13 protein-coding genes are annotated in these 13,599 nt (G+C 70.7%); 5 read left to right on the top strand and 8 right to left on the bottom strand.

Translation table 11 applies throughout. The annotated features are described in order from the left end of the window. Positions 1 to 6: 6 nt before the first annotated feature. From FB384_RS25205 to FB384_RS25190, 4 genes are all read right to left on the bottom strand, one after another. The gene (locus FB384_RS25205) at positions 7 to 459 is read right to left on the bottom strand and encodes a peroxiredoxin (protein ID WP_183787344.1); all 453 of its coding nucleotides are present in this window, start codon (positions 457 to 459) and stop codon (positions 7 to 9) included. After that, positions 456 to 2,327 carry a diguanylate cyclase domain-containing protein gene (locus FB384_RS25200; RefSeq protein ID WP_183787343.1) on the bottom strand — a complete coding sequence of 624 codons (1,872 nt, stop codon included), beginning with the start codon at positions 2,325 to 2,327 and terminating at the stop codon, positions 456 to 458. The genes FB384_RS25205 and FB384_RS25200 overlap by 4 nt, the downstream gene beginning before the upstream one ends. A 315-nt stretch (positions 2,328 to 2,642) precedes the next feature. Further along, on the bottom strand, positions 2,643 to 4,043 hold the full coding sequence (locus tag FB384_RS25195; protein ID WP_407676114.1) for a cytochrome P450: 1,401 nt from the start codon (positions 4,041 to 4,043) through the stop codon (positions 2,643 to 2,645). Positions 4,044 to 4,293: 250 nt separating this feature from the next. After that, positions 4,294 to 5,793 (bottom strand): flavin-containing monooxygenase, encoded by a 1,500-nt coding sequence (locus FB384_RS25190; RefSeq protein WP_183787341.1) that lies wholly within the window; start codon positions 5,791 to 5,793, stop codon positions 4,294 to 4,296. A gap of 90 nt (positions 5,794 to 5,883) precedes the next feature. On the opposite strand from FB384_RS25190, the gene FB384_RS25185 reads away from it, so the two are divergent. Next, on the top strand, positions 5,884 to 6,921 hold the full coding sequence (locus FB384_RS25185; RefSeq protein WP_183787340.1) for an AraC family transcriptional regulator: 1,038 nt from the start codon (positions 5,884 to 5,886) through the stop codon (positions 6,919 to 6,921). Here the strand turns inward: FB384_RS25185 and FB384_RS25180 are convergent. Together FB384_RS25180 and FB384_RS25175 are read right to left on the bottom strand one after the other, a co-directional pair. Continuing rightward, positions 6,878 to 7,621, bottom strand: a complete 744-nt coding sequence (locus tag FB384_RS25180; RefSeq protein WP_323985432.1) for an acetoacetate decarboxylase family protein — start codon at positions 7,619 to 7,621, stop codon at positions 6,878 to 6,880. The two genes, FB384_RS25185 and FB384_RS25180, sit on opposite strands and share 44 nt — an antisense overlap. Beyond that, positions 7,621 to 8,469 (bottom strand): enoyl-CoA hydratase-related protein, encoded by an 849-nt coding sequence (locus tag FB384_RS25175; protein ID WP_183787339.1) that lies wholly within the window; start codon positions 8,467 to 8,469, stop codon positions 7,621 to 7,623. The genes FB384_RS25180 and FB384_RS25175 overlap by 1 nt, the downstream gene beginning before the upstream one ends. A 274-nt stretch (positions 8,470 to 8,743) precedes the next feature. Between FB384_RS25175 and FB384_RS25170 the strand changes: the two genes are divergently transcribed. From FB384_RS25170 to FB384_RS25155, 4 genes are all read left to right on the top strand, one after another. Next, positions 8,744 to 9,634 (top strand): TIGR03084 family metal-binding protein, encoded by an 891-nt coding sequence (locus FB384_RS25170; protein ID WP_183787338.1) that lies wholly within the window; start codon positions 8,744 to 8,746, stop codon positions 9,632 to 9,634. Positions 9,635 to 9,636: 2 nt separating this feature from the next. Beyond that, positions 9,637 to 10,791 (top strand): acyl-CoA dehydrogenase family protein, encoded by a 1,155-nt coding sequence (locus FB384_RS25165; RefSeq protein WP_372497785.1) that lies wholly within the window; start codon positions 9,637 to 9,639, stop codon positions 10,789 to 10,791. A 198-nt stretch (positions 10,792 to 10,989) separates the two neighbouring features. Continuing rightward, positions 10,990 to 12,150: an acyl-CoA dehydrogenase family protein gene (locus FB384_RS25160; protein ID WP_183787336.1), complete on the top strand. Its 1,161-nt coding sequence runs from the start codon at positions 10,990 to 10,992 to the stop codon at positions 12,148 to 12,150. A gap of 44 nt (positions 12,151 to 12,194) precedes the next feature. Continuing rightward, positions 12,195 to 12,848 (top strand): TetR/AcrR family transcriptional regulator, encoded by a 654-nt coding sequence (locus FB384_RS25155; RefSeq protein ID WP_183787335.1) that lies wholly within the window; start codon positions 12,195 to 12,197, stop codon positions 12,846 to 12,848. Positions 12,849 to 12,855: 7 nt separating this feature from the next. Here FB384_RS25155 and FB384_RS27575 read toward each other — a convergent pair whose 3' ends face one another. After that, complete coding sequence (locus FB384_RS27575; RefSeq protein ID WP_407676113.1) at positions 12,856 to 12,933, bottom strand: DUF1203 domain-containing protein; 78 nt, start codon at positions 12,931 to 12,933, stop codon at positions 12,856 to 12,858. A 109-nt stretch (positions 12,934 to 13,042) separates the two neighbouring features. Next, positions 13,043 to 13,522 (bottom strand): nucleoside deaminase, encoded by a 480-nt coding sequence (locus FB384_RS25145; RefSeq protein ID WP_183787334.1) that lies wholly within the window; start codon positions 13,520 to 13,522, stop codon positions 13,043 to 13,045. Positions 13,523 to 13,599 lie beyond the last annotated feature (77 nt).

The raw sequence follows: 13,599 nt of genomic DNA, 5'->3' as shown, positions 1-13,599 counted from the left end.
CGGCGGTCAGGCCGCGCTGCGCAGGACCTCGAGAGCGCGCTCCGCGTGGACCGCCATGCGCAGTTCGCTCTTGATGACCGCGAGCACCCTCCGGTCGGTGCCGATGACGAACGTGTGCCGTTTGGTGGCCAGTGGGCCGAACGCTCGTCGCACCCCGAACTGCCGCGCGACGGTGCCGTCTGCGTCGGACAACAGGGGAAAACCCACGTCGTAGGTCGTGTCGAACTTCCGCTGCTTGTCCACCGGGTCGGGGCTGATGCCGACCCGATGCGCGCCGATCTCGGCGAACTCCGCCGCGTGGTCACGGAAGTGGCAGGTCTCGGCCGTGCAGCCGGGCGTCATCGCGGCGGGGTAGAAGAAGAGCACGACCGGTCCGGTGTCGAGGAATCCGGTGAGCGACCGCGGTGAGCCGCTCTGGTCTGGCAGGGTGAAGTCCGGGGCGAACTCGTCGGTGTTCATGCCGGCGAGTATCGCTGGTCGAGTACGGCGGCGATCTCGGTGCCCGTGGCGGAACCGCCGTAGTGGTCCCCACGGCCCGCGAAGATGCCGACGTCCCGGAGTCGCTGGGCGTGCGCGGCGTCGCGGACACCGTCCGCACCGACCCGCTTGATGCCGAGCTCGCGCGCCCGTTCGAGCAGCGCGTACAGGTGTGCCCGCGCGTTGTCGGCCTCGGTGCCCTCGGTGGCGAGACCGTCGACGAGCGGGCCGGACAGGATGGCGAATCCGACGGGCAGCTTGTGGGTGTGGACCAGTTCGAGGTCTGAGGCGCCGGACACGGCGAGGGTGATCTTCACGTCGAGATCCGACAGGACGGACAACGTGTCCAGTACCTCGCCGCGCGGGTCGAAGAGCGCGAGGCTGTCGGTGCAGATGCGCAGCTTCTGGTGCGGCAGGCCGGTGCGCTCGAACTCGTCGCGGATGATGCGGACGAGATTCGGGTCGACGGCCAACCGCGTCGGCAGCCGCACGCACAGGTCGGGCGCGGTGGGGAAGTCGCGGTACCACTCCGCGGCGTCCGACATCGCTTCGGTGAGCAGCAGCGTACCGAGACTCGGCGTCATGCCGGTGGTGTCGGCGAGCGGGAAGAACTCGGCAGCGGTGAGCGTGCCGTGCTCCGGATGGTTCCACCGCAGCACGGCGTTGACGACGGCGATCTCGTCGCTGCCGTCCAGTTTCACCGTGGGCTGGTACTCGACTTCGAACTCGCCGTTCTCCATGCCGCCGCCGATGCCCGCACCAATGCTGTAGCGCTTGCGGTCGCCGGAATCCAGCTCGGGCTCGAACAGCATCCACTGGGCGCGCCCGGCCTCCTTGGCACGGTGCAGCGTGATCTCGGCGGCGCGCTGGATCTCCTCGGTCGTTCCGGTGCCGGCGTCCTGGACGACGATGCCTGCGCTGACGCTCACGGCGACGCCCCGGTCGCCGATGTAGACCGGTTCGGCGAGTTCGGCCATCGCCGCTTCCACCAGTTCGATCACCGCCGCGGCCGTGACCCGGCCGCGGTGCAGCACGCCGAACCCGTCGCCGGAGAGCCGGGCGACGACGGTGTCGGGACCCCGGAACACCGTCTCGAGTTTGCCCGCGGCATAGCGCAGCACCTCGTCCGCCGAGCCGGGGCCGAGTCCGTCGTTGACGACCTTGAAGCCGTCGATGTCGAGGTACACGACGGCGATCCGGCCGGATTCCGGTGAGCCGAGCCAGGTTTCGAGCGTCGTGTGGTAGCTGCGCGAGTTGGGCAGGCCGGTCAGCTGGTCGTGGGTGTTCTGCCGCCGCAGCGCCTCGCGCAGCAGCTGCAGCTCGTTGATGTTCTCGGCGAGCAGGACCGGGTGCAGCCGGTCGCCCTCGCTGCTCGGCAGTGCCGTGACGGTCACGTTGGTGAGCGCGGAACTCTCCTCGGCCGAGCCGAGGTGTACCTGCTCGCGCTTGCGGGCGCGGCCGTCCTCGGCGAGGTCGGTGAGCGCGGTGCGGAGTGCGGCCGCGTCGCGTTCCTCCGTGCCGAGGCCGGTGAGAGTCCGGCCGACGAGCTCGTCGAGCGTGGTGTCGAGCAGCTCGAGCATCGCCGGGTTCGCGTCCAGGATCAGTCCGTCGGGGTCGGCGAGAACCACGCCGCACGGCGTGGCCGCGTAGAGCGCGGCGAAGCGCTCCACGGCGGAGTCGTGTCGGGTGCGGCACTGGGTCGTGCCCGCATCGGCCCCTTCACGGACCGCGGCGGCGACGGCGCGTTCGAGCTCGGCCGAGGGCACGCTCGACCCGGCCGCGGCGGCGATCTCGGCAGCCCAGCGGCGGGTGATGTGGGACAACCCTGGTGCGTCACCAGGCTCGGGCACCGTGCACCTCTCTCAACGTGCGCCTCTCCAGAACACAGCTGGCACAGCCGTGCGATTCAGCTGCCCCGACAGAGCTGGGGCACGGCCTCGACATGTCGAAGGCCGGCTCGCCCGTATGCCAACCTGCGGAGCTGTCCAACCCAACTCCTGCGGAGCTGTCCAACTATGGCGCACCACAGAACGAAATATGGCGCACCGCAGAGTGTGCATCGGCGGTCGAGTCGGCCGTCAGGCATGCAACATCATCATGCCAGCCACGCTGTGTCTACCGACTGTACGGGTGGTTCTACAGGCAGTGTGCGTCACTCTCCGTAGTTAGACCGGCTGGAGGTGCACCGGAAGCCCATCGACGGGTACCGGAAGCGAGACGTAATCCCACCGGACCTCGTAGTCGCTCGGCACGGTGATCCGGTACGAGCGGACGAGCTCGTGCAACAGCGCCTTCGTCTCGAACATGCCGAAGTGCAGTCCGATGCACTTGTGCGCGCCGCCGCCGAAGGGCATCCACGCGAATCGGTGCGACTTGTCCTCGCGACGGCCGGCGGCGAACCGTTCGGGATCGAACCGGTGCGGCTCGGTCCAGCACGTCGGGTCGAAATGGTTCACCGCAGGGGCGACGCCGACGAGTGAGCCCTTCGGGATGAAGTGCCCGAGCACCTCGGTGTCCTTGACCGCCGTGCGCGACAGGCTCGGCACCGGTGCGACGAGCCGGAGCGCCTCCTTGATGACCAGTTCCAGCGACGTCAGCGAATCGAGTGCGGCCATGTCCGGAGGATCGTCCCCGAGTGCGCGGGACTCGGCGCGGACGCGTTCCTGCCACTCCGGGTTCTTCGCGAGGTAGTAGGCCGCGGCCGTGGACGTGATCGTCGTGGTGTCGTGCGCGGCCATCATCAGGAACACCATGTGGTTGATGACGTCGGTGTCGGTGAACCGCTCGCCGTCCGGCGTCGTGGCGTGGCACAGCGCGGAGAACAGGTCGTCGCCGTCGCCTGCGCGTTTCGCGGGCAGGTTGTCGGCGAAGTACCGCTCGAGCCGCTTGCGTCCTTCGAGTCCGGCGCGCCAGCGCCCGCCGGGCACCGGCACGCGAACCAGGGCCGTGCCGGCACGCACACAGGCAACGAAGGCCCGGTTGATCTCGCGTGCCTCCTCGTCGCTGCGCATGTCCATGAACACGCGGGTCGCGACGTCGAGGGTCAGCTGTTTGAGCGCCCAGTACAGCCGCGGCGACGACGGGAAGGCGGCGATGCCCTCCCGCAGCGTTGGCCCCATGCTCGAGACGTAGCCGGCGAGCCGGTCGCGGGTGAAGGCCTCCTGCATGATCCGGCGGTGTATCCGGTGCTCGTCGAAGTCGAGCAGCATGAGTCCGCGATGGAAGAACTTGTCGATGAAGAACCGCCAGCCCTCCTGCGAGAAGGCCTTGTCGCGGTTCACCAGGGCGGCCTGGGTCGCATCGGCGCCGGTGAGGGTGACGATCCGCCTGCCGAACGCGCCGGTCCACGACACCGGGCCGTAACGCTCGAACCGGCGGAGGCCGAACTCGACGCCGAAGCGCATCTGCGTGAGCGTGTTTCCCACCAACGGCGGGCCCGCGTCGCCGAACACGGGGGAGAGCCCGCTGCCCTCGGGTGGGCTCGCGAGCTCCCGCGCAGGCCAGCGCTGCTCGAGCAGCCGGTCGTCGACCGCGCTCGGCAGCGGCCATGCCGTGAGCGGCGGCATGCGCTCCCGCAGCACGGTGCTGACCCGGTCGATCGCGGCTGCGGTCGCACCGCGGGCGGCGTTGACTGGTGTGACGACCATGACGGCACCATCTCCTCGTCGAGACCCTCCATCCACCGTGCCGCACCTGTTGGCACAACGACAAGGGCGTTCGCCCGGTCGCAGGGAACGGCCCGGGATGCGCTGGTGCTGGGCGTCCTCCGGTCACGAATTCCCCCAGGGTGCACTTCGGGGATCCCTTGCGGCACCGTCAGTCGGCCGCGCCGGTCCGGGCCGGCCAGCTCGGGTGGGGTGAGGCGGATCCGACGCGGAAGTCGGCGAGGTGCACCCGCCGGGTGCGGGTGCGGTACTCCCGGGTTCGCCCCGGCCAGTTCGACACCACGCGGCCGCCTGCGGCCCGGTACCAGCTCCGGCAGCGGGTCCACACCGAACGCGCGAGCCTGCGCTGCACCGACTCGTCCCAGGCGTGCTCGACCTCGGGGCGCACGTCGAGATACCGGCCGGGGCGGCTGCGGAGCATCGCGACGGCGTCGCGGATGTAGCGCGCTTGACTCTCCAGCATGTAGACGATCGAGCTGCCGCCGAGATTCGTGTTCGGCCCGTACATGAGGAACATGTTGGGAAAGCCCGGCACCGTGATGCCGAGGTGGGCGCGGGCGCCGTCGCGCCAGGTTTCGGCGAGCTCGCGGCCACCGAGGCCGTTGATCGTCATCGGGGCGAGCAGATCCTGGGCTGCGAAGCCGGTGCCGTAGATGATGACGTCGGCCTCGTGCAGCGTGCCGTCGGCCGTGCGCACGCCCTCGGGCGTGATCTCGGTGATGTCGTCGGTCACGAGGTCCACCGCGGGAGACGTCAGCGCCGGCAGGTAGTCGTTGCTGAACAGCACGCGTTTGCAGCCGAGCGCATAGTCCGGCGTGAGCTGCTCGCGCAACCGCGGGTCGGCGACCTGTGCCCGCAGGTGCTTGGCGGCCTGCCTGCTGAACACCGGGGTGAACGCCTGCCACCGCGAGAGGCAGGCCTGTGCGAACTCGGCGTAGAGCCAGAAGCCGAGCCGGTCGAGTTTCTGCAGCGCAGGAACGGTCCGTAGCGGTGCGTGATACCAGCGGTCGTAGGCATGGTCGCGCTTGGGCAGGATGTACTGGGCCGAACGCTGGAACACGGTCAGGTGCCCGGCCCGCGGACGGATCTGCGGCACGAACTGGATTGCGCTCGCACCGGTGCCGATCACGGCGACCCGCTTGCCGGCGAGGTCGCAGTCGTGGTTCCACTCGGCCGAGTGGAACGCCGTGCCGCGGAACGTGTCCCTGCCGGGGATGTCCGGGTAGGCGGGCCGGGAGAGCTGGCCGACGGCGGGAATGAATGCCGTGGTCTCGTACTCCTCGCCGCCGGTGGTGCGAACCAGCCAGCGGGCCGTGGTCTCGTCGAACTCGGCCGAGGCGACCTCGCGGCCGAACCGGATGCGGCCGGTGACGCCGTACTCGCGGGCGACCCGCCGCAGATACGCGAGGATGTCGGGCTGCCCGGCGTAGCGCCGAGGCCATCGCGTGGCCCCGGTGAACGAGAACGAGTACAGCGGGGAGGGCACGTCGCAGCCGGCTCCCGGGTACGTGTTCTCCCGCCACACGCCGCCGAGGTCGGCGGCTTTCTCCAGGACGACGACGTCGTCGATGCCGCGGCGCTGCAGCTCGACGGCCATGGCGATGCCACCGAAGCCGGCTCCGACGATCAGCGCGGTGCTGCGAGTGATCATGGCGGCAGCCTAGGGATCGGACCGCCGGTCGCCCCATCTCATCGACGGACACACTGTTGACATTTCCGGACAGTTGATATTTTCGGACACGTGGCCGAATGGGATTTTCCTCGCGGGGTGGCGAGCACGGCGCTGCTGGCAGGGTTCGCGGAGGAACTCGGCCAGTCGGTCGACGACGTGCTGGCCGGAACAGGTCTCGACCCGGCTGCCCTGCGCGATCCACGGGCGTGTGTGACCGCCGAGCAGGAACTGACCGTGGTGCGCAATCTGGTGCGGCGACAGGCCGACCGCGATCCCGGTGTACTCGGACTCCGGGCGGGCACGCGGTATCACGCGACGTCGTACGGCATCTGGGGCTACGCGGTGACCAGCTGCGAAACCGTGCGCGAGGCGGTCGAGCTGGCCCTGCGGTACATCGAGCTGACGTACGTCTTCTGCCTGCCGGAACTGCGCATCGCCGGCCGGCTCGCCGAACTTCGATGCCAGGACGACGAGGTGCCGGCCGACGTGCGCGGTTTCCTGGTGGCACGCGACATCGCCGCGATCGTGACCCTCGTGCGCGAGCAGGCGGCAGCCGACCTCCGCCCGGCGGTCGTGTCGCTGCGTGTGCCCGAACCCGCCGACATGCGGCCGTACCGCGAGGCTCTCGGTGTGGTTCCGGAGTTCGGTGACAGCACCCGGATCACCTTTCCCCGCGAGGTGCTGGACCAGCCGATGCCGCAGGCCAGCGTCCACACCCTGGCGTGGTGTGAGCGGCAGTGCCGGGAACTGCTCGACGCGCGGCGGCGGGACACCGACGTGGCCACCCGGGTCCGAAGGGCGCTCGCCGAGGTGGGGCCCGGCGCGGGGATGACGGCGATCGCGGCCAGGCTGTCGCTGACCGAGCGCACCCTGCGCCGCAGGCTTGCTGCCGAGGGCGTGAGCTATCGCGACCTGGTCGACGGGGTGCGGCGCCGGCGGGCGGAGGAACTGCTCACCGACGGCACGCTGACGGTCGAGCAGATCTCCAACAGGTTGGGCTACAGCGAACCGTCGAGCTTCCTCCACGCGTTCGCGCGATGGCACGGCATGTCCCCGCGCGAGTTCAGCCGCCGAACCGGATCCGTGCGCCGGACAGGTGTGCGCTGAACATCGGGGTGCGGCCGGCGAGATAGCCGAGCGGGCCGTGTGGGTTGATGTTCCAGGCCGCCGTGGCCGCGCCCGGCTTCGCCGACGACCGCACGGCGCTGGTCAGCGGGCCGCCCGCGGATTCCTGGCGGATCGCGAAGGATGCGGGCACCCGGGCGGGCAGGGCCGGCCGGGGCGAGAAGGCGGCGGTGGCGATCCAGTCCCCGCCGGCTACGCCCTCCCCGCCGGCTACGCCCTCGCCGGCGGGGGCGCCCGCACCTGCGGCAACCGCCGTGGCATTGAAGCCGCGGCCGTGGGCGAACTCGAGGTCGGCGAGCTCCTTCGGGATCGCCCACAGGTTCCGGCCGCCCGCCTTCGACGCGGGACTGTCGACCCAGATCTCCGTGATCGTCGCGGTGGGGGTGAGACCGCTGCGGACGACGACGGCGGAGAGCAGCTCGTGGTACGACATCTGCCCCGACGGCAGATAGTCGAACCAGGCGGTGGCCACGAACGCCGTGCCGCCGACCGTGACCGGCCGTTCCCCGGCGGGCAGGCGCGACAGGTCGGCCACCGGGACCGTCCACAATGACAGGTAGGCGTCGGCGGTGAGGCGCCACGGGGCGGGCGGGTACTCCGACAGGGCGTGATCCGACATGCCGTGTTCCGGCGTGGTGTCCGGGGTCGCGGGCAGTGGGCGGGGCGGCTGCGGTGAGGACATCAGTGGCTCCAGGGGAGGAAGTCGGGCAGGTCCTTGTCGGGGCTGAGGGTGAATCGCGGCCGGCGCTTCTGCAGGAACGACAGCACGCCTTCGGCGGCGTCCGGGTTGGTGCCGATGCTCGCGATGAGTTTCGAATCGACCTCGTGCACCGGCGCCGGTGAGTCGAGCGCCGACATGCGGTACAGCAACTGGCGGGTCACGGCGACCGACACCGGCGCGGTGTTGGCGGCGAGATCGGCCGCCAAAGCGTAGGCGGCGTCCAGGAGGCCTGCGGGGTCGTGGACTCTGTGGACCAGCCCGGCCTGCTCGGCCTCGGCGGCGTCGAAGAGGCGGCCGCTGATCATCCAGTCCATCGCCCGTCCCATGCCCACGAGCCGCGGCAGGAACCACGCGGAGGCGCCCTCGGGGTAGATGCCCCGGCGGGTGAAGACGAACCCGAAGCGGCTGTCGGCGGCGGCGAGCCGGTAGTCGGCCGACAGCGTGATGGTGAGCCCGCCGCCGACAGCGCTGCCGTGCAGTGCGGCGATCACCGGCTTGTCCATCGTGAAGATGCGTTTCGAGCAGCGGCCCGCCGGTTCCTGCCAGGCCGCGTCCGGTCCGGTGTCGGGGTCGAAGTCGAATCCGCCCTGGGAGAGGTCGGCGCCGACGGAGAAATCTTTGCCCTCGCCGGTCAGGACGACCACGCGGACCTCGGGATCGCGGTCGGCGCGGTCGAACGCGGCGGCCAGCTCGTCGGCCATCCGGACCGTGTAGCCGTTGCGTGCCTCGGGGCGGTTGAGCGTGACCGTGGCGATCCGGTCGGTCACGCGGTACGTGATCTCGGTGAAGTCGGTCGTCGTGTCACCCACGGGTCTCTCCCGGTGTCGTCGGCGAAGCTCCGGTGCCGCGGGAGCGCGGCGGTGAGCGGGTGGCGAGGTGCCGAAACCTGACTACGGGGATTGCTGGCATCGTGTCAACAAGGTAAAAACAATCACGCGTGCTTGATTTGGTGTGCGACGGCGGCTTACGGTGCTGCCGCGTTCCCCGAATGGCCCTCCCGGCTGCCGGGAGATGACGACGCAGGGACCCGCCGGTGCCCCGACAACCGGCGACAGGCCGGATCTGGAACAAGGAGGTACCCGGGTGGCGGACCTCGAGGCGATCCTCGACGACCTCGACGCGGAGAGCGCCGAACTCGACGAGCTGGTCGCAGGACTGCCCGACGCGGACTGGCAGCGGCCCACCCCGGCCGAAGGCTGGACGATCGCCCATCAGATCGCCCACCTGACCTGGACCGACGACAAGGTGCTGCTCGCCGCGCGCGAGCCGGACGAGTTCGGCGCCGAACTGACCCGCGCACTCGACGGCGGCGAAGGGTACGTGGACGCGGGCGCCCGCGAGATCGCCGAGACCACCGGGCCGCCCGAACTGCTGCGCCGCTGGCGCGCGGGCCGGACCGCACTCCGGGAGGCGCTTACCGCCGTGCCCGCTGGGCAGAAGCTGCCCTGGTACGGCCCGCCGATGAGCGCCGCATCCATGGTCACCGCCCGCATGATGGAGACCTGGGCGCACGGGCAGGACGTCGCCGACGCCCTTGGCGTGGTGCGCACCCCCGCGCCGCGGCTGTGGCACGTGGTCCGCATCGGCGTGCGCACCCGCGACTTCGCGTACCTCGTCCACGACCGGACCCCGCCCGACACCGAGTTCCGCGTCGAACTGACCGCACCCGACGGCGACGTCTGGACCTTCGGTCCCGATGAGGCCGCCGACCGCGTCACCGGCACCGCACTGGACTTCTGCCTGCTGGTGACCCAGCGCCGGCACCGCGACGACACCGACCTGCGGGCGACCCCGGGTGCGGAGGACTGGCTCCGGATCGCCCAGGCGTTCGCAGGCCCACCCGGCGACGGCCGTGCGGCGGGCCAGTTCACCGCCGGTCCGTCCCCGGCACCGACACCTGCCGCCGGGGTCCAACAACCCACCCGGCAGCGACCGTCTGCGGGACAGCAACCGTCCGCCGGACACGAGGAGTGACCGTGACCCAGCCGGATCCGCTCGCCACCCCGGAACGCACCGCACTGCGTGCGACCGTGCGCGAGTTCATGGAGCGTGAGGTGCTGCCCCACCTCGACGAATGGGAGTCCGCGGGAGAGCTGCCACGGTGGCTGCACCAGAAGGCCGGCAAGGCCGGGTTGCTCGGCGTCGCGCTGCCGGAAGAAGCGGGTGGAGGCGGCGGGAACTTCCTGGACGCGCTCGTCGTGACCGAGGAGATCCACGACGCAGGCGGCTCCGGCGGTCTCGTCGCATCGCTGCTGACCTGCGGTATCGCCGTTCCGCACATGGCCGCCGTCGGCGATCCGGACCAGCTCGACAAGTGGGTCAAGCCGGCGCTCGCCGGCGACAAGGTGTGCTCGCTCGCGATCACCGAACCCGATGGCGGGTCCGACGTGGCCGGGATCCGCACCACCGCGCGGCGCGACGGCGACCACTACGTCGTCAACGGCGCCAAGACGTTCATCACCTCCGGCTGCCGCGCCGACTTCATCACCACCGCCGTGCGCACCGGCGGCGACGGCGCACACGGGCTCTCGCTCATCGTCGTCGAGAAGCCCACACCGGGGCTCACGGTCGGCCGCAAGCTCGACAAGATGGGCTGGCGTTGCTCCGACACCGCCGAACTGTTCTACGACGACGTGCGCGTCCCCGCGGCGAACCTGATCGGACCGGAGAACAGCGGCTTCTTCCAGATCGCGACGCAGTTCGTCGGCGAACGGCTGTCACTGGCGGTCCAGGCCTACGCGACCGCGCAACGGGCACTCGACGTGACCGCCGAATGGTGCCGCACCCGCGAGACGTTCGGCCGCCCGTTGCTGTCGCGTCAGCTGGTGCAGCACAAACTCACCGACATGGCGCGGAAGGTCGACGTGGCACGCACCTACACCCGCGAGATCGCGAAACGGCACGCCGCGGGCGAGGACGTGATCGCCGAGGCGTGTTTCGCGAAGAACACCGCCGTCGAAACCGGGGAATGGGTCGTGGGCGAAGCGGTTCAGCTGCACGGCGGGCTCGGCTACATGAGCGAATCCGAAGTGGAACGCCACTATCGCGACGTCCGCATTCTCGGCATCGGCGGAGGCACCACCGAGGTGCTCACCGGACTGGCGGCCAAACGGCTCGGCTACACGAGCTGAGCACGCCCGGTCACACCCCCGCCGCTGCGAGACCGGAAGCACGACTCCGGTAACACGACTTGGGCAACACGACTTCAGCAACGCGACTCGGGCAACGCGACTCGGGCAACACGCTCCGAACACGCTCGGGCAACACGGCGCACTCACACGGGCCGAGTCACCGCACGGCCCGCGGCACACGCAGGAAGGACGGCACCCATGACGGGCTTCACCGAATCCGAGGAGCGGCAGGCGCTGCGGCAGGCCGTCTCGGAGCTGGCACAGAAGTACGGCCACGACTACTACATCGAACGCGCTCGCGGTGGCGGGAAGACGACCGAACTGTGGGACGAGGCCGGCGGCCTCGGCTATCTCGGCGTGTCCGTCCCGGAGGAGTACGGCGGCGGAGGTGGTGGCATCGGCGACCTCGCCGCGGTGTGCGAGGAGTTCTGCGCCGCGGGCACGCCGATGCTGTTGATGGTGGTGTCACCGGCGATCTGCGCGACGGTGATCGCCCGCTACGGCACCGACGACCAGCGCGCGCGGTGGCTGCCCGGATTCGCCGACGGCAGTGTCCGCATGGCGTTCGGGATCACCGAACCGGACGCCGGTTCGAACTCCCACCGCATCACGACCACCGCCGCCCGGGACGGGGGAGACTGGGTCCTCAACGGACGCAAGGTGTTCGTGTCCGGTGTGGACGAAGCGGACGCGGTGCTCATCGTCGGCAGGACCACGGATGCCAGGACCGGCAAACTCAAGCCGGCGCTGTTCATCGTGCCCACCGACACACCCGGGTTCGAGTACAAGGAGATCCCGATGGATCTCGTGTCGGCCGACAAGCAGTTCGGACTGTTCCTGGACGACGTGCGGCTGCCCGCCGACGCCCTCGTCGGTTCGGAGGACGCGGCGCTGGCCCAGCTGTTCGCCGGGCTCAACCCGGAGCGCATCATGGGTGCGGCCTTCTCGGTCGGCATCGCCCGGTACGCCCTCGACAAGGCCGCGGCGTATGCGCAGGACCGCAGCGTGTGGGGTGCTCCGATCGGGTCGCACCAGGGCATCGCGCACCCGCTCGCCGAGGTCAAGATCGAGACCGAGCTGGCCAAACTGATGGGGCAGAAGGCCGCCGCGTTGTACGACGCCGGTGACGACCACGGCGCGGGCGAGGCGGCCAACATGGCCAAGTACGCGGCCGCCGAAGCCGCGACCCGCACCGTGGACCAGGCGGTTCAGACCCACGGCGGCAACGGGCTTGCCTCCGAGTACGGTCTCGGCACGCTGCTCAGTGCCGTGCGGGTCGGCCGGATCGCACCGGTCAGCAGGGAGATGGTGCTGAACTTCGTCGCCCAGCACAGCCTGGGCCTGCCGAAGTCCTACTGAGCACGTAGTGGTCAGATTCCGCGGGAGACGAGGAGCGGATGCCGATGAACGCGGCCGCCGAGCCCAGGCCGGTGCCGGACGACGAGACGGCCGGCGGGGAAACGACCGCAGCCGACGGCCGCAGGCGGCAGGCCCGCGGCCGCACCACCCGGCGCAAACTCATCGGCGCTGCCGTGGAATCGCTCGCGGAACGCGGCTGGCACGCCACGACGATGCTCGAGGTCGCCGAACGGGCGGGCGTGTCACGCGGTGCGGCACAGCATCATTTCCCGACCCGGGAGTCGCTCGTCGTCGCGGCGGTCGAGCAGCTGGGGGAGGAGCAGATCACCGAACTGCGGCGGCGGGCCGACGAGCTGCCGCCCGGGCGGGCACGGACCCCGGCGGTTGCCGAGATGCTGCTCGACCTCTACACGGGCGTGAAGTTCCGCGCGGCGCTGGACCTGTGGGTGGCAGCCTCGCACGACGCGGGGCTGCGGGAGGTGCTGGTGCCGCTGCAGGCCCGCGTCGGCAGGGAGGCGCACCGCGTCGCCGTGGAGCTGCTGGGCGCCGACGAAACCCGGCCCGGCGTGCGCGAAGCCGTGCAGGCAACACTCGACCTGGCACGCGGGCTCGGGCTGGCCAACCTGCTCACCGACGACGCGCCGCGCCGGGCGCAGATCGTCCGGCAGTGGGCCCGCATGCTCGACGCGGCGGTGTGATCGCGGTTCAGGCCCGGCGAACCTCGACCAGGAAGCAGCCGTACTCGACGGCGCGGACCTGGACGAACGCGACGTCCGGGTCCAGCAGCAGGCGGAAATCGGCCAGGGCGTCCCGTGCCGGTTCGAGTCCCTGGGCGTGACGCTGCGGTCCGGCTCTCCCCTCGGGTGCGCCACCTCACTGCGCGGGTGGCGTGTCAGTGCTCGTCGGCCGGTGTGCCGATGTCCTCGAACCACAGGGCGGGCCGTTCGCGGATGAACGTCTCCATGAGGGCGGTGCAGTCGGCGTCGTCGAGGATCGTGACATCCACACCTGCCTCGGCGAGCCAGTCGTGACCACCTGAGAACGTGGTGGCCTCGCCGATGACGAGCCGGCCGATGCCGAACTGGCGGACGAGCCCGCTGCAGTACCAGCACGGCGAGAGCGTGGTGACCATGACCGTGTCGCGGTAATGGGGCCGCCTGCCCGCGTTCCGGAACGCCGCGGTCTCGGCGTGCATGATCGGATCGTCGTCCTGGACCCGGCGGTTGCGGCCGCGGCCGAGCAGCGTGCCGTCGAGGTCGAACAGGGCGGCACCGATCGGCACCCCGCCCTCCTCCGCGCCGGCACGGGCCTCGGCCTTCGCCGGGGCGAGCAGCGTGTGCGGGTCGGGCAGTGGCGCGGTCGGCGAGGTCATGGGGTGCTCCTCGGTGTGTCGGTGGGCCGGGTGTGTCTATTTCGGACGAGAGAGGCGAGCGTTCGGGCCGGGCGGGA

Origin of the sequence: Prauserella sediminis (assembly GCF_014195435.1) — a bacterium.
GTDB classification, from domain to species: domain Bacteria; phylum Actinomycetota; class Actinomycetes; order Mycobacteriales; family Pseudonocardiaceae; genus Prauserella; species Prauserella salsuginis.
Note: the sequence above shows the minus strand (reverse complement) of the source record. Positions and strands in the feature narration are given on the sequence as shown.

Excerpts from the sequence above, each read along its gene's own strand:
- FB384_RS25190 (WP_183787341.1), bottom strand. The coding sequence starts at position 5,793 with ATGATCACTCGCAGCACCGCGCTGATCGTCGGAGCCGGCTTCGGTGGC.
- FB384_RS25205 (WP_183787344.1), bottom strand. The coding sequence starts at position 459 with ATGAACACCGACGAGTTCGCCCCGGACTTCACCCTGCCAGACCAGAGC.
- FB384_RS25195 (WP_407676114.1), bottom strand. The coding sequence starts at position 4,043 with ATGCCGCCGCTCACGGCATGGCCGCTGCCGAGCGCGGTCGACGACCGG.
- FB384_RS25160 (WP_183787336.1), top strand. The coding sequence starts at position 10,990 with ATGACGGGCTTCACCGAATCCGAGGAGCGGCAGGCGCTGCGGCAGGCC.
- FB384_RS25145 (WP_183787334.1), bottom strand. The coding sequence starts at position 13,522 with ATGACCTCGCCGACCGCGCCACTGCCCGACCCGCACACGCTGCTCGCC.
- FB384_RS25155 (WP_183787335.1), top strand. The coding sequence starts at position 12,195 with ATGAACGCGGCCGCCGAGCCCAGGCCGGTGCCGGACGACGAGACGGCC.
- FB384_RS25180 (WP_323985432.1), bottom strand. The coding sequence starts at position 7,621 with ATGTCCTCACCGCAGCCGCCCCGCCCACTGCCCGCGACCCCGGACACC.